This is a genomic window from Actinobacillus genomosp. 2, assembly GCF_029773605.1.
GTDB lineage: Bacteria > Pseudomonadota > Gammaproteobacteria > Enterobacterales > Pasteurellaceae > Actinobacillus.
This window is the reverse complement of the sequence record NZ_CP103807.1, coordinates 141,507-162,356: the sequence shown is the minus strand read 5'-3', so window position 1 is coordinate 162,356 and position 20,850 is coordinate 141,507. Positions and strand designations below refer to the sequence as shown.

The 20,850-nt window shown below is 38.9% G+C and carries 21 protein-coding genes; 7 read left to right on the top strand and 14 right to left on the bottom strand.

The genetic code is table 11. The annotated features are described in order from the left end of the window. The first annotated feature begins 37 nt into the window (after positions 1-37). On the top strand, positions 38-1,075 hold the full coding sequence (locus NYR60_RS00750) for an LLM class flavin-dependent oxidoreductase (RefSeq protein WP_279467165.1): 1,038 nt from the start codon (positions 38-40) through the stop codon (positions 1,073-1,075). A 55-nt stretch (positions 1,076-1,130) separates the two neighbouring features. Here NYR60_RS00750 and NYR60_RS00745 read toward each other — a convergent pair whose 3' ends face one another. Beyond that, positions 1,131-2,003, bottom strand: coding sequence for an alpha/beta fold hydrolase (locus NYR60_RS00745; RefSeq protein ID WP_279467164.1), 873 nt, complete (start codon positions 2,001-2,003; stop codon positions 1,131-1,133). A gap of 35 nt (positions 2,004-2,038) precedes the next feature. Then, positions 2,039-2,266 carry a tautomerase PptA gene (gene pptA, locus NYR60_RS00740; protein WP_279456766.1) on the bottom strand — a complete coding sequence of 76 codons (228 nt, stop codon included), beginning with the start codon at positions 2,264-2,266 and terminating at the stop codon, positions 2,039-2,041. A gap of 124 nt (positions 2,267-2,390) precedes the next feature. Between pptA and NYR60_RS00735 the strand changes: the two genes are divergently transcribed. Continuing rightward, on the top strand, positions 2,391-3,275 hold the full coding sequence (locus NYR60_RS00735) for a LysR family transcriptional regulator (RefSeq protein ID WP_279467163.1): 885 nt from the start codon (positions 2,391-2,393) through the stop codon (positions 3,273-3,275). A gap of 77 nt (positions 3,276-3,352) precedes the next feature. On the opposite strand, the gene NYR60_RS00730 is transcribed toward NYR60_RS00735, so the two are convergent. Continuing rightward, positions 3,353-4,246 carry an NAD(P)-dependent oxidoreductase gene (locus tag NYR60_RS00730; protein WP_431831757.1) on the bottom strand — a complete coding sequence of 298 codons (894 nt, stop codon included), beginning with the start codon at positions 4,244-4,246 and terminating at the stop codon, positions 3,353-3,355. 230 nt (positions 4,247-4,476) lie between these two features. Between NYR60_RS00730 and NYR60_RS00725 the strand changes: the two genes are divergently transcribed. Both NYR60_RS00725 and NYR60_RS00720 read left to right on the top strand, forming a co-directional pair. Then, positions 4,477-5,139 (top strand): NAD(P)H-dependent oxidoreductase, encoded by a 663-nt coding sequence (locus tag NYR60_RS00725; protein WP_279467160.1) that lies wholly within the window; start codon positions 4,477-4,479, stop codon positions 5,137-5,139. Positions 5,140-5,291: 152 nt separating this feature from the next. Continuing rightward, a complete protein-coding gene (locus tag NYR60_RS00720) occupies positions 5,292-5,909 on the top strand; it encodes a MarC family protein (RefSeq protein WP_279467158.1) in 618 nt (205 codons plus the stop codon). A gap of 76 nt (positions 5,910-5,985) precedes the next feature. On the opposite strand, the gene fghA is transcribed toward NYR60_RS00720, so the two are convergent. Together fghA and yghU are read right to left on the bottom strand one after the other, a co-directional pair. Beyond that, positions 5,986-6,831, bottom strand: coding sequence for an S-formylglutathione hydrolase (gene fghA, locus NYR60_RS00715; RefSeq protein WP_279467157.1), 846 nt, complete (start codon positions 6,829-6,831; stop codon positions 5,986-5,988). 14 nt (positions 6,832-6,845) lie between these two features. Beyond that, positions 6,846-7,640 (bottom strand): glutathione-dependent disulfide-bond oxidoreductase, encoded by a 795-nt coding sequence (gene yghU, locus NYR60_RS00710; protein ID WP_279467155.1) that lies wholly within the window; start codon positions 7,638-7,640, stop codon positions 6,846-6,848. 198 nt (positions 7,641-7,838) lie between these two features. Here yghU and NYR60_RS00705 point away from each other — a divergent pair, with 198 nt between their 5' ends. Next, positions 7,839-9,578, top strand: a complete 1,740-nt coding sequence (locus NYR60_RS00705; protein ID WP_279467154.1) for a DUF262 domain-containing protein — start codon at positions 7,839-7,841, stop codon at positions 9,576-9,578. 79 nt (positions 9,579-9,657) lie between these two features. On the opposite strand, the gene NYR60_RS00700 is transcribed toward NYR60_RS00705, so the two are convergent. The 4 genes from NYR60_RS00700 to NYR60_RS00685 form a co-directional block, all read right to left on the bottom strand. Next, positions 9,658-10,077, bottom strand: a complete 420-nt coding sequence (locus tag NYR60_RS00700) for a type II toxin-antitoxin system VapC family toxin (protein WP_279467153.1) — start codon at positions 10,075-10,077, stop codon at positions 9,658-9,660. Between the two features lie 9 nt (positions 10,078-10,086). Next, positions 10,087-10,344: a type II toxin-antitoxin system Phd/YefM family antitoxin gene (locus NYR60_RS00695; RefSeq protein WP_005598164.1), complete on the bottom strand. Its 258-nt coding sequence runs from the start codon at positions 10,342-10,344 to the stop codon at positions 10,087-10,089. Between the two features lie 150 nt (positions 10,345-10,494). Continuing rightward, on the bottom strand, positions 10,495-11,613 hold the full coding sequence (locus tag NYR60_RS00690) for an S-(hydroxymethyl)glutathione dehydrogenase/class III alcohol dehydrogenase (RefSeq protein ID WP_279467152.1): 1,119 nt from the start codon (positions 11,611-11,613) through the stop codon (positions 10,495-10,497). Positions 11,614-11,765: 152 nt separating this feature from the next. Then, entirely contained in the window at positions 11,766-13,793 is a 2,028-nt protein-coding gene (locus NYR60_RS00685) for a BCCT family transporter (RefSeq protein ID WP_279467151.1), read from the bottom strand. Positions 13,794-14,091: 298 nt separating this feature from the next. On the opposite strand from NYR60_RS00685, the gene NYR60_RS00680 reads away from it, so the two are divergent. Together NYR60_RS00680 and NYR60_RS00675 are read left to right on the top strand one after the other, a co-directional pair. Then, positions 14,092-14,802: a GNAT family N-acetyltransferase gene (locus NYR60_RS00680; RefSeq protein WP_279467150.1), complete on the top strand. Its 711-nt coding sequence runs from the start codon at positions 14,092-14,094 to the stop codon at positions 14,800-14,802. Further along, positions 14,796-15,638 carry a DUF72 domain-containing protein gene (locus NYR60_RS00675; RefSeq protein ID WP_279467149.1) on the top strand — a complete coding sequence of 281 codons (843 nt, stop codon included), beginning with the start codon at positions 14,796-14,798 and terminating at the stop codon, positions 15,636-15,638. Before NYR60_RS00680 ends, NYR60_RS00675 begins: the two co-directional genes overlap by 7 nt. A 93-nt stretch (positions 15,639-15,731) precedes the next feature. On the opposite strand, the gene tehA is transcribed toward NYR60_RS00675, so the two are convergent. From tehA to NYR60_RS00650, 5 genes are all read right to left on the bottom strand, one after another. Beyond that, on the bottom strand, positions 15,732-16,694 hold the full coding sequence (tehA, locus tag NYR60_RS00670) for a dicarboxylate transporter/tellurite-resistance protein TehA (protein ID WP_279467148.1): 963 nt from the start codon (positions 16,692-16,694) through the stop codon (positions 15,732-15,734). A gap of 97 nt (positions 16,695-16,791) precedes the next feature. After that, positions 16,792-17,442, bottom strand: coding sequence for a hexitol phosphatase HxpB (gene hxpB, locus NYR60_RS00665; protein ID WP_279467146.1), 651 nt, complete (start codon positions 17,440-17,442; stop codon positions 16,792-16,794). A 155-nt stretch (positions 17,443-17,597) separates the two neighbouring features. Next, positions 17,598-18,272, bottom strand: a complete 675-nt coding sequence (locus NYR60_RS00660) for a UPF0149 family protein (RefSeq protein ID WP_279467145.1) — start codon at positions 18,270-18,272, stop codon at positions 17,598-17,600. Positions 18,273-18,317: 45 nt separating this feature from the next. Then, a complete protein-coding gene (locus NYR60_RS00655) occupies positions 18,318-18,881 on the bottom strand; it encodes a flavin reductase family protein (protein WP_279467143.1) in 564 nt (187 codons plus the stop codon). A 70-nt stretch (positions 18,882-18,951) separates the two neighbouring features. After that, positions 18,952-20,796, bottom strand: a complete 1,845-nt coding sequence (locus tag NYR60_RS00650; RefSeq protein ID WP_279467141.1) for an ABC transporter ATP-binding protein — start codon at positions 20,794-20,796, stop codon at positions 18,952-18,954. Positions 20,797-20,850: the final 54 nt, after the last annotated feature.

The following is a 20,850-nucleotide window of genomic DNA, read 5'->3' as shown; positions in this document are numbered from 1 at the left end:
CCGTTTTCTTATTTATCACACTCGGATTTATCACATTATGCAACTTTCTATTTTAAATCTCGTCCCAGTGCGTGAAGGACAAGACTACGCACAAGCAATGCAGTCTATGGTGAAACTGGCACAATTGGCGGAAGAACTGGATTTGGCTCGCTATTGGATTGCCGAACACCATAATATGAAAAACTTAGCCAGCTCGGCGACCACCCTGCTGATTCAACACGCATTAGCCAATACTAAAAAAATTGCGGTTGGTTCAGGCGGTGTAATGTTACCGAACCACAGCCCTTATATTGTGGCGGAACAATACGGCACGCTTGCGACTCTTTATCCAAATCGTGTCCAACTTGGCTTAGGCAGAGCGTCCGGCACCGATATGCGTACCGCTAACGCATTACGCCGAGGGGCAAAACACCTCGAATTTCCGGATGAAATTGCCGAACTGCGTGGTTATTTCCAAAATACTAATCCGGTTTCCGCTTACCCTGCCGCCGGTTTAGATATTCCGTTCTATATTTTAGGTTCCAGCACCGAAAGCGCTTATTTAGCGGCAGAACTCGGCTTACCTTATGCGTTTGCCGCTCACTTTGCCCCACGTATGATGATGGAAGCGGTCGAAATTTATCGCCGTTATTTCAAGCCGTCCGCCTATTTGGCAAAACCTTATGTGATTATGGGCGTAAATGCAATTGTGGCGGATAGCGATGCGGAAGCACAAAGTCTGGTGACTACCCAAACCCAATTCTTTATCAATGTCGTGACAAACGCACAACAGAATTTACAACCGCCAATGGCAAATGATGCGGAAGTATGGCAAAACTTTAACCGTACGGAAAACGAGCTGCACTTCGGACCGATTGATTTACGTGAAATGCAGATTTACCACCAAGAAAAAGCGGTGGTAGAACAAATGACCGCTTGCACGCTAGTCGGCTCGCCGGCAACGGTCAAGGCTCAATTAACCCAATTAGCTAAACGAGTGGAAATTGATGAAATTATGGCGGTAACTTATATCTACGATGAACAAAAACAAGTGAAATCTTACCGCTTGTTGAAAGAAATTGTGGATAGTCTTTAACCAATTTAAATTTTAGAGGTAAATCTATATGTGATTTACCTCTAATTATTTATGCTTATTTTTGCTGTAGAAATGGCTCGACTACCGCCCATACAGCTGGGAAATTGGTCATAAAAACTTGATGCGGTGCATTAGGAATAATTGCCAAATCTGCATTGAGCAAATATTTATAGGCTTGAATCACCGTATCTAACGGAGCATTTTTATCATCTTCACCGGCTAAAACTAATGTTTTATTTTTAACCCGTTCAAAAAGCGGTTTACCCATTTCAACTTGATTATAGTAAGCGGTCTGATTTTTATACCAATTTGCTAAATCGTGATTGGGACGAAGATGCTGTTGTTGTTCCCAATATGCTTTATCTAAATTAACTAAACTCTCCAACGGAAAATCAAAAGAACGCCATGCTTTTTTCCATTCTCCCGCACCAATAGCCACTAATTTTTTTATCTGTAACGGATATTCTGCGGCAAAGACATAACCTGTGTAAGCACCGTCACTAAAACCAAGAATATTGACCGGTTGTGTAATCTTTTCTTGTGTCAGTACCACTTTTACGTCTTTAGCTTTTTGTGCATAATCAAGCGGTTCGGTTCCAACTTCCGATTTTCCATGACCTCGAGTCGCAATGGCAATCACCTGATAATCATTTTTTAAATGATCAATAAACTCTCCCATTTCCGTTATCGAACCAACTAAACCGCCATGTAAAATAACGATCGGCTCTCCTTTTCCGTAAGTTTCATAATAGATTTTAGCCGAACCGGATTGAACCCTCTTACCTGCCTGCGGATAATTGCCATAAGCAGTTTGGCTTATATAACTTGATTCTGTTTGTCCAAAATAACGAGGAATTTCACCGGTATTAGCTGAACACATAGAAACCCAAAGCCCTGATAATAAAAGAAAAATTTTTCCTCGTTTCATTTTTCACTCCGTATTTTTGAATTTAAATTTTAGCACTAGAGTTTATAACCCGGTTTTTTCGCAAGTGTCGCTAAATTAGGTTCAATTTCGTTATGATAAACCTCTCCCCAATTTTCCGGATCAATCTCGGTATATTGAATAGAAATAACCTCATCCGTTGCTTTTAAATGTTTCTGTATTACAGCATTTAACTCATCAATGAAATTCGTAAACTCTACTTCGTTTAGATGTTTCGGATAACATTTAATGTTGATATGTGGCATAAGCTATACTCCCAAAATGTTTAATGAAGATAGAAAGAGTGTAACGCTATTAATACAGCTTGATAATCCATATATTCCTTAATAAACTTTCAAGAAAAACTTAACAATAAATAGGAAAAGATAGATGGATACGCTCAAAGCCATGTTAATTTTTAACCTTGTCTTAGAAAAAGGCAGTATGTCTGCCGCAGCTAAAGAATTAGGCATCACCAGTTCCGCTGTCAGCCAACATATTCAATTATTAGAACAGCATCACCACATTAAATTACTTAATCGAACGACTCGTAAGATCGGTCCAACAGCAGCAGGCAAACTTTTATGGCAGGGTGCAAAGAAAATCAGTCAAACGTTGGCAGAAACACAGGAAGCATTAGCTGATTTACAAACCGAACTTACCGGTTCTGTTATTATCGGTTTACCAACAGGTTTTATTGATAGCCAAGCCGTTAAGCGATTTCTTACAGAAGTAAAATTACAACATCCTAAAATTCAGCTTGAACTGATTCCGGATGATCATATTGCCGATTTAATGAACGAACGCATTGATATTGCTATTCGAGCAGCAGAACCCGATCCTAATAGCAATCTAGTCGCTCGTTATTTGACTAAATGGCAATTGTGTATTTGTGCCAGCCCAACTTATTTAGCTGAAAAGCAAATTAATAATGTGTCGGATCTACTATCCTTAGATTGGATAAAATATAACGAAACCGTATTTCGTAATACTTTATCATCACTAGGTTTAGAAGGAATTTCGCCGAAAAATTCGCTTATATGTTCAAGTATTACAGCTTCTAAAAGCCTTGCTATTTCAGGGTTTGGACTCACAATTCAACTTTCCGGTGAAATCGAACAATCACTTGCAAGCAAAGAACTTGTCATTGTGTTACCTAACATTGAATTACCTTACTACAATCTCTATGCTGTCACAGCACATCGTACTCAATCGGCAAAAATACAAGCAATCTTACAGTTATTAAAACAGAGCTTTACTGAAATAAATTCATAGCAAAAGTGAAAGGCAATAAAATGATAAGCGATCGTAAATTTTTAACTATTTACGACCGCTTATTTATACAAATTTAATTATTTTTTCGCTAATTGTAAGTAAATACCTGAAACGTCTTGGCTTCCTAAATCCGCTTTTACCGCTTCACGATATTGTGCCGCAACCGTTTCAACCGCCGGTAGCGTTAAGCCGGCTTTTTCTAATTCTCCGCAAGCGAGATTGAGATCTTTACTGGCGTGTTTTAGCATAAATGCCGCCGGAAATTCTTTTGCGAGTAATAACGTTTTTTTAGTTTGGAACATCGGTGAGTTCATTGCCGATCCGCCAATCGCTTCGGCAAGATCATTTAAGTTAATCCCGAATTGTTCGCCCATTAACATTGCTTCTGCATAGGCTTCGCCGAATACGCCTAATAATGAATTAAGCACTAATTTTGCCCCGGAGCCTTTACCCACATCACCAAAATGGAAAGTACGCTGACCAAGTACGTCAAATACCGGTTGTAACGGTTTTAATACTGCTTCTTGTCCACCGAATAGGATTAATAAAGTACCGTTTGTCGCCGGCACAACCGAACCTGAAACCGGTGCTTCGGCAAATAAACCGCCGTGTTCTTCCACCAATACTTTTAGTTTTAAGTTTTCGGTCGGGGAAACCGTACTCATATTCACGATAACTTTACCCTGCAGCGTTGCACAAACGTCCGGATTTAAAATATCTACTGCCGCCGCATAGTCCGAAACCATCAAAATAATCGCTTGGTTTTCTGCAACTAATTGTTCTACCGAACCGGCAACTTTTGCACCTTTTTCTGCAAATTCCGCACTTTTCGCCGCATTTCGGTTATAAACGCTGACATTGATATTGTTCGCCAGTAAACGATTAACCATCGGTACGCCCATTTGACCTAAGCCAATCCAACCAATTTGTGTAAATGTTGCCGTCATATTATTTTCCTTCTGATGTGGGATAAATTTTATTGATTGTAGCTTATTTTTTAAGGTTGTAAACGGCTAAAAACGCCCCTTTCTAACATAATCTACACTTATATTCCTTATAATAAAATATGATTGGATTTTATATCTTGGCATAGATTAAACTTCAAAAGTTATATTTTACTCGGAAAGCACTTATGAAATCGCATTGGGTTCTTGCACTTTTAGCTGAACTCACTAGGTTTATAAATAAAAAAGGAAAAACAATGTTTAATATTGAAAAAGAAAACGTTTTAGCAGCATTTAAATATCGTCGTGCAACACGTAACTATGACGCTTCTAAAAAAATCAGCGATGAAGATTTCGCTTATATTTTAGAGTTAGCTCGTCTTTCGCCAAGTTCTGTTGGTTCTGAGCCGTGGAAATTTGTGGTGATTCAAAACGAAGAATTACGTAACAAATTAAAACCGGTTGCATGGGGTATGGTATCACAATTAGACTCTGCAAGCCATTTAGTGGTGTTACTTGCTAAGAAAAATGCAAGTCACGATAGCGAATACTTCAAAAAAGCACTTGAACAACGTGGTTTAACCGCCGAAGAAATGGAAAAAACGTTAGCGTTATACAAACAATTCCACGAGCAAGACATTAAAATTGCTGGCAATGAGCGTGCATTATTCGACTGGTGTTCAAAACAAACCTATATCGCTTTAGGCAATATGATGAGCGGTGCGGCAATGATTGGTATCGACAGTTGCCCAATCGAAGGTTTCAACTATGATGCGGTTAACCAAATTCTTGCTGAAGCCGGTGCATTCGATCCAAATGAATACGGCGTTTCTGTAATGGCAACTTTCGGCTATCGTGCTGGTGATATCACACCGAAATCACGTAAACTGATTGAAGAAATCGTAAGCTGGATGAAATAATCCTCTATAAATTACACGGTATGAGTTTTTCTAATTTCATACCGTTTTTACTTATTTCTTTTCCAACTCCCTCCTCTACTTTTCCTACCTTGACGAAATCAAAAATTCTGTTAATTTACCCAATAACTAGGTGATTTATTTGGAGTTTTACTGTGTTTGATTCATTAATTGTACAGTTTGTCGTATTATGGGCGGTGATTGATCCAATCGGTTCGATTCCCGTCTATTTAGCTAAAACAAATCATCTCTCCGCAGCAGAACGGAATAAAGTCGCTTTAAAAGCGGTCGGGATTGCAACTATTATCTTGCTATTCTTTTTAGTTGCCGTGCAATCCTTATTTGAAATGATGCAAATTCCACTCTCCGCATTCCAAATTGCCGGCGGTTTAGTCTTATTAATCTTTGCTTTAACCATGATTTTCGGTGAAGGTAAACCGGAAAATGAAATCAAGATGCAAACCAGCTTAAGTGAATTGGCGGTTTATCCGCTTGCTGTTCCTTCCATCGCCTCTCCTGGTGCAATGATGGCAATCGTTTTATTAACCGATAACCATCGCTTTAGTTTAACGGATCAATTCATTACTACGCTTATTATGTTAGCGGTATTACTCATCACATATTTCTTACTGCTGGCGGCAAGTAAAATTCAAAATGTTATCGGTAGCGTCGGGGCTTCTGTCATTAGCCGTGTGATGGGATTAATTCTTGCTGCTGTGGCGGTAAATAACTTATTGGTAGGGATTCAGCAATTCTTCGGTTTAGCGAACTAATCCGATTAACATAACCAAATAAAAAGCGGTCATAATTTGCAAAAAATTGCATTTTACGACCGCTTGTCTTTTTATATTATACTTCTGCTAACGCTTTTGCATGAAATGCGATATGTTTTTCGATAAAACTCGCGATAAAGAAATAGCTGTGATCATAGCCTTCATGCAAATTGAGCGTGACATCAAAACCTAGCTTTTGTGCTTTTTCGGCAAATATTTCCGGCTGTAATTGGGTTGGATAGAAGCTATCGGCAAGCCCTTGCTCAATCAAAATAGGGCGAGCAGGCGATACCTTATCTAATAACGCAAAGCTATCATATTCCGCCCACGTAGCCTGATCTTCGCCTAAATAAGCGGTGAAGGCTTTTTGTCCCCACGGCACTTGGCTTGGGGTAACGATCGGTGAGAAAGCCGAGATTGCGCAGTAACGATCTGGATTTTTTAAACCGATTTGGATTGCACCGTGTCCGCCCATACTGTGTCCAGAAATCGAACGTTTATCACTAACCGGGAAATTTGCCTCAATAAGCGCCGACAGCTCTTGCACAATGTAATCGTACATTCTGAAATGTGCAGCCCATGGTTGTTGGGTGGCATTGAGGTAAAAACCGGCACCTTGACCTAAGTCGTAACCTTCATCATTTGCAACGGTTTCACCACGTGGTGAGGTATCCGGCATCACAATCGCAATACCGTGCTGAGCAGCAAATTGTTGTGCGCCAGCTTTGGTCGCAAAGTTTTCATCGGTACAAGTCAGTCCTGAAAGCCAATAAAGCACTGGCACTTTTTGCCCTTGTTCCACTTGCGGCGGCAAGTAGATGGCAAAAGTCATTTCACAGTGAGTGCTGTTCGAATAATGTGTATAACGTTCATGATAGCCGCCAAACATTTTATAGCGGGCAATTTGAGTAAGTGCGGTCATTTTTCTCCCTTTTTTTACAATTTAATCGGACGATATGCTTTGGCTAAGGCACGAATCACAGCCGGACGGTTAGCAATCTGTTCCGCCCAACGCATCAGGTGCGGATATTCGTGTACCGCTAAAAATTCAGCAGCGTCATACACACGATTTAACACGATTTGTCCATACCAGCCCCAAATTGCAATATCGGCAATGCTGTAATGTTCACCACAAATATAGTTTTTGTCGGCAAGCTGTTTATTTAACAAGTCTAACTGGCGTTTCGTTTCAAGAGTAAAACGGTTAATCGGATATTCTTGTTTGGTCGGTGCATATTTGTAGAAATGTCCGAAACCGCCGCCTACGTAAGGCGCACTTGCCATTTGCCAAAATAGCCAAGACAAACATTCGGTTCGTTCGCTGAAATCACTCGGTAAGAACGCATTAAATTTTTCAGCTAAATAAAGCAAAATCGCACCGCTTTCAAATACCGGCTGCGGTTTTTCACGGCTGTAATCGAGTAATGCCGGAATTTTTGAATTTGGGTTAATCGCCACAAAATCCGAACCGAATTGATCGCCTTGTCTAATATCGATCAGAAACAGATCATAAGCGGCTTTTTCGATGCCAAGTTCTAACAATTCCTCAAACATAACGGTAACTTTGACACCGTTCGGAGTACCCATTGAATAAAGTTGTAAATCGTGTTTGCCTTTCGGTAAATGTTGTTCAAATAACGCACCTGAAGTCGGGCGATTGATATTGGCAAATTGTCCACCATTTGGTGCTTCCCATTGCCATACTTTTGGCGGTTGATATTCGGTTGTCATTGCTTTTCTCCATTGAATTTGCAAAAAATTTTTTGAATTTTACCGCTTGTTAAGTTATAAAGGCTAATCACTTTTTCTGATGTTTAATATAAAACGGATTGATGTCTACTGAAGAGACTCTTTGGTATATAAACAACTCATCAGAATTGTGATGTATAATTAATTTATTTCATCTACATATATAAAAAGGGATACATAATGATTGAATCTGCGGCTAAAACTACGGTGTCTGCTTTATTAAGTAAAAATGATTCAGGTACAGAATTTTTTTATACAATTCCACCTTACCAACGTGAATATGCTTGGAATAAAAACCAATGGGATAATCTATTTGATGATCTTATGGATAATGATGAAGGATACTTTATTGGTTCACTAATTTGTATTTTAGGAGAGAAAAATGAGGCTATAGTTATTGATGGACAACAGCGCCTAACAACGCTTAATTTATTACTCTTAGCAATTTACTATAAGCTAGAAGAGCTTTATCACAACCAGAAGTTTACTGCTAATAAGAGTTATCTACGAAAATTTCTTTCTACACAGGAATTTTTCTCGTATAACGAAAAAATACGTTTAACTCCTTCAATTCAGAATAATAACCAAAAAGATTATTTTCATTTAGTTAATAAAGTTGTAAATGAAGATAAGAACAATCCGCCAACTAATTATGGAAATCGTCGTATTGCCAAAGCATTTTCTCACTTTAAAAAGCGAGTTGAGGAACACGTAGAAGAGAGTATAGATAAGTTATTTTCTTTGCTTGATAAAGTTACATCTGCTTGTGTAGTGCGTATCGATACTAAAGATGAGGCTTCAGCATTCACATTATTTGAAAGCATTAATAACCGAGGCATACCTCTTACTCCAATGGACTTAATCAAAAATAGTATGATTAGTAATCTGAAAAGTCAGGATGCAGAGAAAACAAATCAGCAATGGCAAAACATTGTGAAGAATTTAAATGATTATGATATTCAGGTACGCTATTTACGCCATTTTTATCAAGCATTTAGACCTACTAATTTAATTTTTGATGCGACCAAAGGTAAAGATAAAATTACTAAAAATGAGTTGATTCAAATTTATACGAACGCTATTAAACAAAAGCCTGAAGATGTTCTCAAAGAATTAACTAAAAAAGCAATTACATATCAAGTGTTATCTTTTCCAGAAGAAATTACAAGCGATAATCAGTTTATTCAATATCAAGATAAATTGATTGATTTGAGAAAATTGGGGATCGCTCCTGCATATACATTATTGTTATTCCTGTTTGAGCAATATCCAATGGCGGACTTTACTACTTTATTGAATTATCTTGAGCAATGGTTTATCGCTCGCCATTTAACGAATGTGCCAGCAAGTAATAGCCTTGATCAAATTTTTATTGAAGCAACAAAAAAACAACATAATAATTATGACCAAGAAAAATTGATTGATGAATTACAAAAGCATATCCCTTCATCGGCTCGCATTCGTGAAGCTCTAAAAAGTAAAAATTTGTATGAAGATAACACCGTATTAATTCGTTATATTCTTGTTTATTTAGAGAGACAACTACGAACAAATGAAGATAAAGTAGATTTTTGGGAAGTAACGAAAGGTCAAAAACTTATATGGTCTGTTGAGCATATTTACCCAAGAACGCCAAAAGAGGGAGAGTGGGCAGATGATTGCAAAGAATGGCTGCATTCTTTAGGAAATCTAACTTTAACTGCATACAATAGCTCACTATCAAATAGTTCATTTGAGAAAAAAGTAAATGTTAAAGATGATCGTGGTAAGGATATAGGTCTAAAAAGCGGTAAGGTAGAAATAAATAATTATTTGAGAGATAAAATTAAATGGACACCCGAATATATTAAGGAACGAGGTAAAGAGTTAGAAAATCAATTTATAAGCCAACTTTCATTAGTTATTAAAGGAGAAGATTAGACCTTAAATAACTTTTATAAGCGGTTAGATTTGTTGCTAATTTTGTAAATTATCAGTGAAATCTGACCGCTCGTTGAGGTTAGTTGCTAAATGGATTAAACACTCGCACACCGTTTTTTGCAAAATCCGCCACATTGCGAGTGACTAAAATCAGATTGTGTTGAATCGCAGTCGCTGCAATCCACGCATCATTTTCAGGAGCATGATCGGGAATATGCAATTTGGCACAAATGCGAGCGGTGTCTTCATCAATGGTCAAGACTTTGCCTCTAAAGGTGGTTTTAATATCATTTTCAAACCAATTTCTTAGTGTTGTTCCTTGTATGGGATCTTTACGTTCCATCGCTAAGATGCCTCGCTCAAGTTCCATTAAGACAACTGCATTAGTATAAATTTGAAATGCTGGAATCGTCGCAAGCCACGCAACCACACCTTGATTAGCCTTTCCTTTTTCGATCTTACGGGTTTCACTAATTAAATTTGTATCCAGTAAATACATTAGTTCCTCCTAGAACTCTACTGGACGGCGTTGTCCACGACTGCGAGGTTGCAATTCAAGTTCTATATCCGCCACATTTGGATCGCTTGGTGTTAAGGCTTCTAATGCACTTCTGAATACAGGAGCCGTTTGGCGTTCATATTCAGTATAGTTCATCAACACAAACGCCGGTTCGCCTCGGTTGGTAATAATTACAGGGGCGGTAAGTGCCGCCTTTTGAGCTTTGCCAAGGTTTTGATTAAATTCACGACTGGTTATAATTTTCATATTATTTCTCCTTTTGTAGTTAAGTTGCTACAAAAAATAATAGTCTATTTTATGAACATTCACAAGCCTGTTAAAAAATGGTAGGAAGATTTTAAAAGAAGAAATTCGATAGGAGAAACAAAAGGGGCTTACGCCCCTTATTTAATGAAATTAAAAATGAATCACCGTGCGGATTGATTTACCTTCGTGCATTAAATCGAAGGCTTTGTTGATATCTTCCAATGGCATAGTGTGAGTAATGAAATCACGCAATTTAAATTCGCCTTTCATAACTTGGTCAATAATGCCCGGTAATTCGGTACGTCCTTTCACTCCACCGAATGCCGAACCACGCCATACACGCCCTGTGACTAATTGGAACGGACGAGTACGGATTTCCGCACCTGCCGGTGCGACACCGATGATGATACTTTCACCCCAACCTTTGTGGCAACATTCTAATGCCGAACGCATTAAATCCACATTACCCACACATTCAAATGAGAAATCCACACCGCCGTCAGTCATCTCGATAATCACATTTTGGATTGGCTTATCGTAATCTTTCGGGTTGATACAATCCGTTGCACCAAGCTCTTTAGCTTTCTCAAATTTAGCCGGATTAATGTCGATCGCAATAATACGACCTGCGCCCGCCATTCTTGCCCCGATAATTGCCGCTAAGCCGATACCGCCTAAGCCGAAAATCGCGACCGTATCGCCTTTTTTCACTTTTGCAGTACGCGTTACCGCACCGATACCGGTGGTGACACCGCAACCAAGTAAACACACTTCATCAAGCGGTGCGTTTTCTTGAATTTTTGCTAATGAGTATTCGGAAACCACGGTATATTCGGAGAAAGTTGAAGTCCCCATATAGTGGAAAATCGGCTGACCGTCTTTAAAGAAACGCACCGTACCGTCCGGCATTAAGCCTTTACCTTGGGTTTCACGCACTGCGGAACAAAGGTTGGTTTTGCCTGATAAACAGAATTTACATTTACGACATTCTGCGGTGTAAAGTGGAATAACGTGATCCCCCACTTTAAAATCGGTAACACCTTCGCCGACTGCTTCTACAATACCTGCGCCTTCGTGGCCAAGTACACACGGGAACACCCCTTCGCTATCTTGACCGGAAAGGGTATAAGCATCGGTATGACACACACCGGTTGCCACTAAACGGACTAACACTTCGCCTTTTTGTGGTGGCATTAAATCCAATTCTTCAATTTTTAACGGTTCATTCGGCGCCCAAGCGACCGCCGCACGAGTTTTGATAAATTCCATTATTACTTTCCTATTATCTTAAAAAGCCTATTTTTCTATTTTAGCCTATTTTAAGATATAAAATATAATCATCTTTTCTTATAAGCATTATAACGATAAGTGATTTCTAAATTTGCTAAAAAATAGAAAATTTAACCGCTTACGGACTTGCTCTACTCAGCTAATTCTGTCGGTTCATGCGACATCAATTCTTGTCCGACATCTCGTAACAAACTGAGATAACGTTCGTAGTGTTTTAGAATATCAGCAATGATTTCATTATGCGTCATATATTGCACATCATAGCCGTTACGACCATCAAAGAAATAACTTAATGGTTCGTAAGTCGTTTCATTTTGGATATGCGGTAAATGTTCATCATTGATTAACTGCTCGGAAACTTGATGGCTGACCGAACGAATACCATACATAAAATCTTGTAACGACTCAGTATGAATCACAAACTCAACTGCCGGCTCATCTTCATCGAATTTAGTAATCACGTCCACATTCAGCTCATACTCCGAAATTAACTCTCGACGTAATTCTCGCATTGCCGGTAATGCAGTATGTTTTAAGAATTTTAAAATGTCTTTATCTTCGGTTTGATTTAACATCTGATTTAGACGAGTTTTCCAATTTTCGCCTGACCATAAAACTGTGGTCGGATTAAATTTCGCCTCGAAATATTTTTTATCTACCGCTAAGGCTTTCATTAAACTTACACATACGATTACCATTAATATAGCAAAAGGTAATGCGGTAATTAATGTCATTGTTTGTAAGGTTGCTAAGCCGCCGGAGCCTAGTAAAGTAATAGCAACCACCGCCATTAATATGCCCCACATAATGGCTTGCCAACGAGGGGAAGCTAAACTCTTATCACGAGAAGCGATATTATTCAGCACATAAATTCCCGAGTCTGCGGAGGTAATAAAAAACAAAGCAATACTAACTAATGCAATAAAACTGGTTAAACTTGAGAACGGTAAATACTCAAGGAATTTAAACAACAAGATTTCCGGTGTAGAAATTAAACGAGATAAGATCCCTTGTGCCGCATTGTTATCCAACCAAATCGCACTATTACCAAACACGGTAAACCATAAAATCCCGAATAAACTCGGAATAGCTAATACTCCGAATACAAATTCACGAATTGTTCTACCACGAGAAATTCGAGCAATAAACAATCCGACAAATGGCGCCCATGAACACCACCAAGCCCAATAAAGGATCGTCCAAGCATTAAACCATCCTGTTTGCTTACTCTCATAAGCATAAGTCTTAAAGCTCAGTTGAACTAACTGGCTAAAATAAGTACCGATATTCTCACTAAAAGCTGATAATAAATACAATGTCGGACCGCTAATTAACACGAATAGCAATAAAAATCCGGCTAACCCCAAATTGGTTTCACTTAAAATTTTTACGCCTTTTCCTACACCTGAAATTGCTGACAGAATAGCAAGAGCCATAACGGTGATAATTACGCCGATTTGTAAACCAAAACCGCTTTCACTTAACCAACCTAATGCGACTAATCCTGATCCGAGCTGTGCCGCACCAAAGCCAAGTGTAGTAATGATACCAAAGAGCGTAGCAACCAATGCCATAATATCGATCACATCACCTAAACGTCCGTTAATGCGATCTTTTAAGAGCGGATAAAAACAAGAACGTAACGCTAACGGTAACTTATAACGAAAACCGAAATAAGCGAGAGCCAAAGCAATGACACCATAAATTGCCCAAGCGTGCATTCCCCAGTGAAACACCGTATGTAATAAGGCTTGTTGTGTTTGCTGTTCAGTCGTGCCGGAACTAATTTCTGACACATAATGAGAAAGTGGTTCGGCAACACCAAAGAACATTAAGCCGACCCCCATACCGGCAGCAAACAGCATTGCCATCCAAGACATAAAGTGAAATTCCGGTTCTTCTTCATTTGCACCTAATTTGATATTACCGTAGCTACTGATGGATACAAAAATCAAAAAAAACAGAAAGAGCGAACCAACTAAAATATAAAACCAGCTGAAATGTTGAAAAATAGATGCTTTCAAGAAATCTAGTGCAGATTGTGTCTGACTAGGCAAAAGTAAAGTACACGCAACAAGTAAAATAACAATACATAAAGTGATACTCGTTACAAACGGATTAAATGATGATTTATCACGTAAAAATGCCGTGAAGTTCATAAATACTCCTTTGTAGATATAAAAATAAAATAATGTCCAATAATAGATTAAAAGAAGGTCCGAACGAAACCGAAAGAAAAGGCACAGATACCTTTAATTGACGAACAAGGATTGTTCACATTGATTAAAACCAATAAACCTTAGCATAAAATATTAGTTTTATGCAAATTTTTAGCATTTTAGATTAAATTTATTGACTTTTGCTCCCTTTAAATAGCGGTTAAATTCCTAAAACTTTTTGTAAAGCGAATGATTTAGTTTTAGAATCATCCTACTTAACTTTTAAGAGAGGTAACCAATGAGATATAACACATTTAAACAACCGATTGGCGAAGCGATGGATCACTTTACTGAGGGGCAATCTCCACAAATTAAACAATTAAGCGGACAATATGCTGTTGTCAAAAAATTGGATACGGAAATACTGAAAAATCCTCAATATCTTGAAGACCTCTGGCAACTTTATGGTAGCGAAAGCCCTCTACAATACTGGACTTATCTTCCGATTGAACCCTTCTCAAATAAACAAACGTTATACTCATACCTCTCTGATATAGTTCAATCGCAGGATCCTTATTATTTAGCCATTTTCGATAAACAAACAGACAAATTACTCGGCACTTTCGCTTTAATGCGTATTGATAGACAAAATCGAGTAATTGAAATGGGTTGGGTGATATATTCAGAGCAGCTACAACGTAGCCGAATTGCAACGGAAGCACAATTTTTAGTCATGCAATATGTGTTTGAAACGCTTCAATATCGCCGTTATGAATGGAAATGTGATTCGCTCAATCAACCGTCTTATCGCTGTGCCGAACGTTTGGGCTTTCATCACGAAGGTACATTCCGCCAATTAGTCGTCTATAAACAACGCAGTCGTGATACCGCTTGGTTTTCGTTACTTGATTGTGAATGGCAAGCAAATAAACAAAGATTGGAAAAATGGTTAGAACCGAATAATTTCGATGAAAACGGACAACAAATTTTAGCTTTAGGGAAATGTTAATGCCGAAAATTTATCTCGGTACGGGCGGATATAGTGATACCGATCTTCTCGGCACACTTTATCCACACGGCACACCAAAAACTGACTTTCTAAATATCTATAGTCGCTATTATGACACAGTTGAGATTAATAGTACTTTTCATGCGCCTATCGGCGAAAAAGCATTGCAAGGTATGGTTGAGAAAGCGGAAAAGCGGTTAAAATTCTCAGTAAAATTGCATCAAGATTTTAGCCATCAACGTATTGCCACCGAATCACAAGCAAATTTATTTCTTAATGCATTACAGCCGTTAATCGAACAAAATTGCTTGGCAAATCTATTCGTGCAATTTCCGCATACCTTTGAACGTACCACCGCCAATCGCTTATATTTGGCACAACTGACCAAATGGTTTAACGGTTTTCCGCTTGCCATTGAATTTCGACACAGTAGTTGGCATATCACAACAGTAAAACAAGCCTTTGCCAAACAACCAAATTTAATTTGGTGTAATGTTGATTACCCGATAAATATCGGTCTACCGCCGTTCCATTTTTATAGTAATCAAAAAATTGCCTATTTGCGTTTACATGGACGTAACCCGAATTGGTGGAAAGCAGAAACCGCTCAACAACGACATGATTACCGCTATTCCGATCAGGAATTACAACAACTGGCAAACCTACTTTCTCAGCAGCGAAATTCATTCAAACAGCTCTATCTTTACTTTCAGAATACAACCAATAGCCATTCGTTCTATAATATTGCTACCTTAAAAAGCTATTTAAGCGAACTAAATTTTGAGGTAAAGACTGAAATCGATAAAGTAGTAGGGGAGCAAGGAGCATTATTTTAATGAAAAGAATAGCGGTCAAATTTGCCAATTCAACCGCTTACACAGACAGATAAGCAAACTATAGAAAGGCTAATCTAACCCCTTGTAACATGCCTATCTCTGATTATATCTGAGTAAAAATCGGTTTGTTGCAATAAGGCGTAGGGTCATTAAAGCTAACGCCAAAATAATTACTGAACCAATAATAAACATTGCAATGCCAAGCATTGCTATCAGTTTATCAGACAGTTCGTGGTAGAAATGGAGCCCAGCACCTGCCATTGAGGCGGCACCGAACGAGAAAGACCAAAGCCCCATAGATAAACCGTTTTGCATAATCCACGGTAGTAATTTGGCTAATAGTAAGAACTGCAAAAGCCCATATCCAATAAGCAAATAAACAAAGCTGTCTATTTTGCCACCGTTCAAACTAAAGTATGCTGAGCAGCAGACAAAAGCCGGTGCAAATTGAATACCCAACACCGGTCGAACTGCCGGTGGAACCGATTCTAAATTACGTAAACGTTGTTGTACCGTTGGTTCTAAGCAAAGCCAAGAAAATACGCCTGCACCGAGAAAAATCATACCCAACTCACTTTGTCCTGCCATTCCTAACGCATTTGCACTGACAAAATTAGCTGCCACCAGCGGTAAATAAAGCACTGGCGTTGTGGCTTCAGTCGGATGATTACCTTGCCATAATTTACCGATACGTAACATCGCAAAACCTATCTGACCAATAATTCCGGCAGCTAATAAAATATCGCTACTTAATGGACTATATGGTTGAATTGCAATTGCGATAAGTAATGATGTAATCATCGTTAAACTGACAAAACAGCCCATAATCGGATGATCCAATTCCATTCTTGCTAACTCGGGATATTTCAACCATTTATAGCAATAAACGCTAATCAAACTTGCCCAAATTAAGGCTGCGATTGCTAAAATTGATTCTCCAATAAGGTGCGAAATCGCTAAAATAGTTGCCGCATAACGCCATGCTAAACCTATCCCAGCAAGACCAAGAACCATTCCTAAGTAATTTACCGGAATAGGAAAAACCGTTTTAGTCATTATAATTCCTGTTTAATTTCTCTATTTTTAATCTGATAAATACACAAGCGGTCGTAAATTTTGCAAGATTTACGACCGCTTACGACCATAAAATAAATTAAAGCTGTGCCAAAAATTGCTGATTGATTTCATTCATTTTTGCTAATTTAAAATCAGCCAATGCCCAGTAATTTTCAGAGAAATCTAATGTATTAGGAATCACAATACAGCTCATTGAAGCCGCTTTCACTGAGATCATACCAGGTTTAGAATCTTCAATACCAACACATTCAAAAGGCTTAATGCCTAAACCTTCTGCTGCTTGTAGATAAACCGCCGGATGCGGTTTACTATATGGCAGTTCCGCACCGGAGGCGATATAGCTAAAATAATCTGCAATACCACAACTTTGCACAATATTTTCCAACATATAACGAGGCGAGGCAGAAGCAATGGCAATTTTAAGATCATTCTGTGCAAGTAATTCTAAGGTTTCCGTGACACCGCTGATGAGAGGTTTCGCCTTTAAAATATTACTAATTGCCGCATCTAACAGCTCTCGAGCCACTTTTTCAATATCTAACGGTTTTTGATATAACTCACTTGCATAACGTAATACCGGTACGGACGGCATACCGCGCGTACGAGCCAATTCCTGTTCGGTAATCGGAATACCGTAGCCGTGTAAAAGATCCAGTTCCGTTTGTTGCCATAAAGGCTCGGAGTCAATCAATACTCCGTCCATATCAAAAATAAATGCTTTTTTCATCTCTTCTCCTCACTGTAACGATAGCGAATCAATATTGTATGGGATCTAAACTCTCAGGTTATAGCAATTATTCTGTATCTCTTAGCTATGATCAAAAAGCGATTAGATTTTTATAAAAAAAGCCGTATCTTACATAACAAGATACGGCTGCGTAATTATTTATTCATACAACATTTTTTATATTTTTTACCGCTTCCACATGGACAAGGCTCATTTACGCCTACCTTATCTTGATTCACATAAGGTTGAGGCTTCTCTAATAGCGGAGCAGATTGATTAACCTGTTCAAAAATCGCTAATGCCGCATGACGAATCGCTTTTTCAATTTTACGTTGTTCTTCCAATGGAGGCATTTGTTCCATATAGCTTGATTTGGCGTGCTGTTCAATCGAATCAAAATGCGATTGAATATCTACTGGAAGATTCTGCCAATTTGCCACCATTGTACCGACAACATAACCACCACACCACGGCGAGACCACGACCAATTTACGGCGACCAATCCGCTCTTCCCAAAAGATCGGATGATATTCCTTTTGATCATTCAGCAATGTTTGTGCTAATGAATTATAGTGACGAGAAACTAACTCAATAAATTGTTTAGAACGCTTATCTTCCAAATCCGGCACATCATTATTAAACAAAATCGGTAGCCAATCACTCATTGCAGGCACATTTATTGAGGATAAAATTGCGGTTAAAAATCCATCTAATTCTGACACATTTAATAAAATTGCATCTTCATTGCCTTTATTAGCATATGCAAATAACAACTCATCCAGTTGCTCAAATTCTTCGCTAGTTAAAGGCATAGCTAATTTATCACTCATTATCTCTCCTACTGATAAAATTTAAATTACTCGTCAAATTCACTCTTACTTCGCTTCTAAACTTTCACCAATCAGATAGAACTGTCCGCCGGCAACATAATGTAACATGCGTAAGCCATTTTCCGCTTGATCAAAAATCCAATGATTATCTTTAAACACACGATCATCGGCATAGGCAGCTAATACTTTACCGATAAAGAGATCGTGCTCTTGCTGATTCTCTTGATTACGGATCAATTCACATAAAATCCAACCGGCACACCCTTTTACTAACGGAATATCAAAACCGTCTTGATAAAAAATCTCCACGTTATCTAACTTATGCGGATCTGTATGGCGTGAAGTTGAACCAAGTTTTAGCACTAATTCCGCTTGGCTTGCCACCGGAATTTGAATCGCAAATAAGCCGCTTTTCTCCACTAATCCACGTGTAAACGCCTGCTTATCTAACACAGTCGTAACTTTAGAAAGCGGACCATAATCCAAAGCACAAGACCAAGCTACTGCCATGACATTTTCAATATTATACGCTTTTGCTGAAACCAAAGTAGTTGGCCCGATATTGAGTAAACGGTATGATTTTTCAACCGGAACAGAAACAATCGCCATTTTTTCTCCTATTGAATAAGATTGAAGCGGTCAGATTTACAAAATTTTCTACAAATCCAACCGCTTGCTATTAATGAATATCTTCAGCTAAAAAGCCACCGCTTTGATGTGCCCAAAGTTTGGCGTAAACCCCGTTTTGTGCCAGTAATTCCTCGTGGCTACCTTGCTCAACAATTTCACCTTTATCCAACACAATTAGTCTATCCATCGCCATAATAGTTGAAAGACGGTGAGCAATTGCTACTACCGTTTTGCCGTCCATTAACTCAGTTAGGTTTTCTTGGATTGCAGCTTCCACTTCCGAATCCAATGCACTGGTTGCTTCGTCCAATAATAGAATTGGTGCATCTTTTAACATTACCCGAGCAATCGCAATACGTTGACGCTGACCACCGGACAGTTTTACGCCTCGTTCACCTACATGTGCATCAAAACCGGTTCTGCCTTTCGCATCTTGTAGATTCGGAATAAATTCCGCTGCCGCCGCCTTTTCTACCACTTTCAGCATTTCTTCTTCGGTTGCATTTGGGCGACCGTAAAGTAAGTTTTCACGCACTGAGCGGTGTAATAACGAAGTGTCTTGCGTGACTAAACCGATTTGTGAGCGAAGGCTCTCTTGGGTAATATCACGTACATTTTGCCCATCAATCGTAATCGATCCGTCTTGAATATCGTAAAAACGTAGCAATAAATTCGTGAGCGTAGACTTACCTGCACCACTACGTCCAACTAAACCGACTTTTTCAGCGGCTTTAATACTCAATTCAAAATCTTTAAGTAACGGTTTTTTCGGATCATAGGCAAAATTAACATGCTCAAATTTAATTTCGCCTTTGCTAACTTCAAGTGGTTTTGCATCCGCTTTGTCCACTACCGTATGCGGTTTTGATAAGGTTTGCATACCGTCTTGCACCGTGCCTAAATTTTCAAATAAACGAGCAAATTCCCACATAATCCATTGCGATAAGCCTTTGATACGTAACGCTAATGCAGTTGAAGTCGCAATCGCACCGGCAGTAACCAATTCAGTACCCCATAGCCATAAACCGATACCGGCGGTTGCAACAATTAAGCCAATACTCATCGCATTGGTAAGGGTTTCGATGACTGTAACCAGACGCATTTGTTTATGTACGGTGACCATAAATTCTTGCATTGATTCTTTCGCATAAGCCGACTCACGGTTGCCATGAGAGAATAATTTTACCGTAGCGATATTTGAATAAGCATCAGTGATACGGCCAGTCATTAAACTACGCGCATCTGACTGTTCTTGTGCTGCTTCCGCTAGTTTTGGAACGAAAATGCGGATCGTCACCGCTAAGGCAATCACCCATAGTATAAACGGCACAAATAACCAGCCGTCAAACTGCAATAAAATCACACTAGAAGTGGTTAGGTAAACCACAACGTAAACCAACATATCGGCACAGGTCATAATCACATCACGAACAGCTAAAGCGGTTTGCATCACTTTTGCTGAAACTCGTCCGGCAAATTCGTCTTGATAAAAGCCCATGCTCTGACCGAGCATCAAACGGTGGAAATTCCAACGTAAACGCATGGGGAATACACCTTGTAACGACTGAAAGCGAATACTGCTGGCAAGAAATACGAATAAAATCCCTAATAAGGCAATGAAAAACATGGCGATAATCTTACCGCTTTTTTCTGCCCAAAGTTGTGACGGAGAGTATTGAGCTACCCAGTCAACTAATTCACCCATAAACTGAAAGAGTACCGCTTCGATGACACCAACCGCAGCGACTAACACGGTCAGCATAACTAAATAGCCTCGCATACCTTTAGTCGCTTCAAAAATAAACGGAATTATTCCCGATTTAGGTGTTTTCGGTGGTGCTTCGGGGTAAGTTTCTACTCTAGCCTCAAACCAACTGAAAATTTTGTTTAACATATTGCTTTCCTGAAAAAACTAAAAGACGCCATAAGCGTCCGTAAAATGAGCATA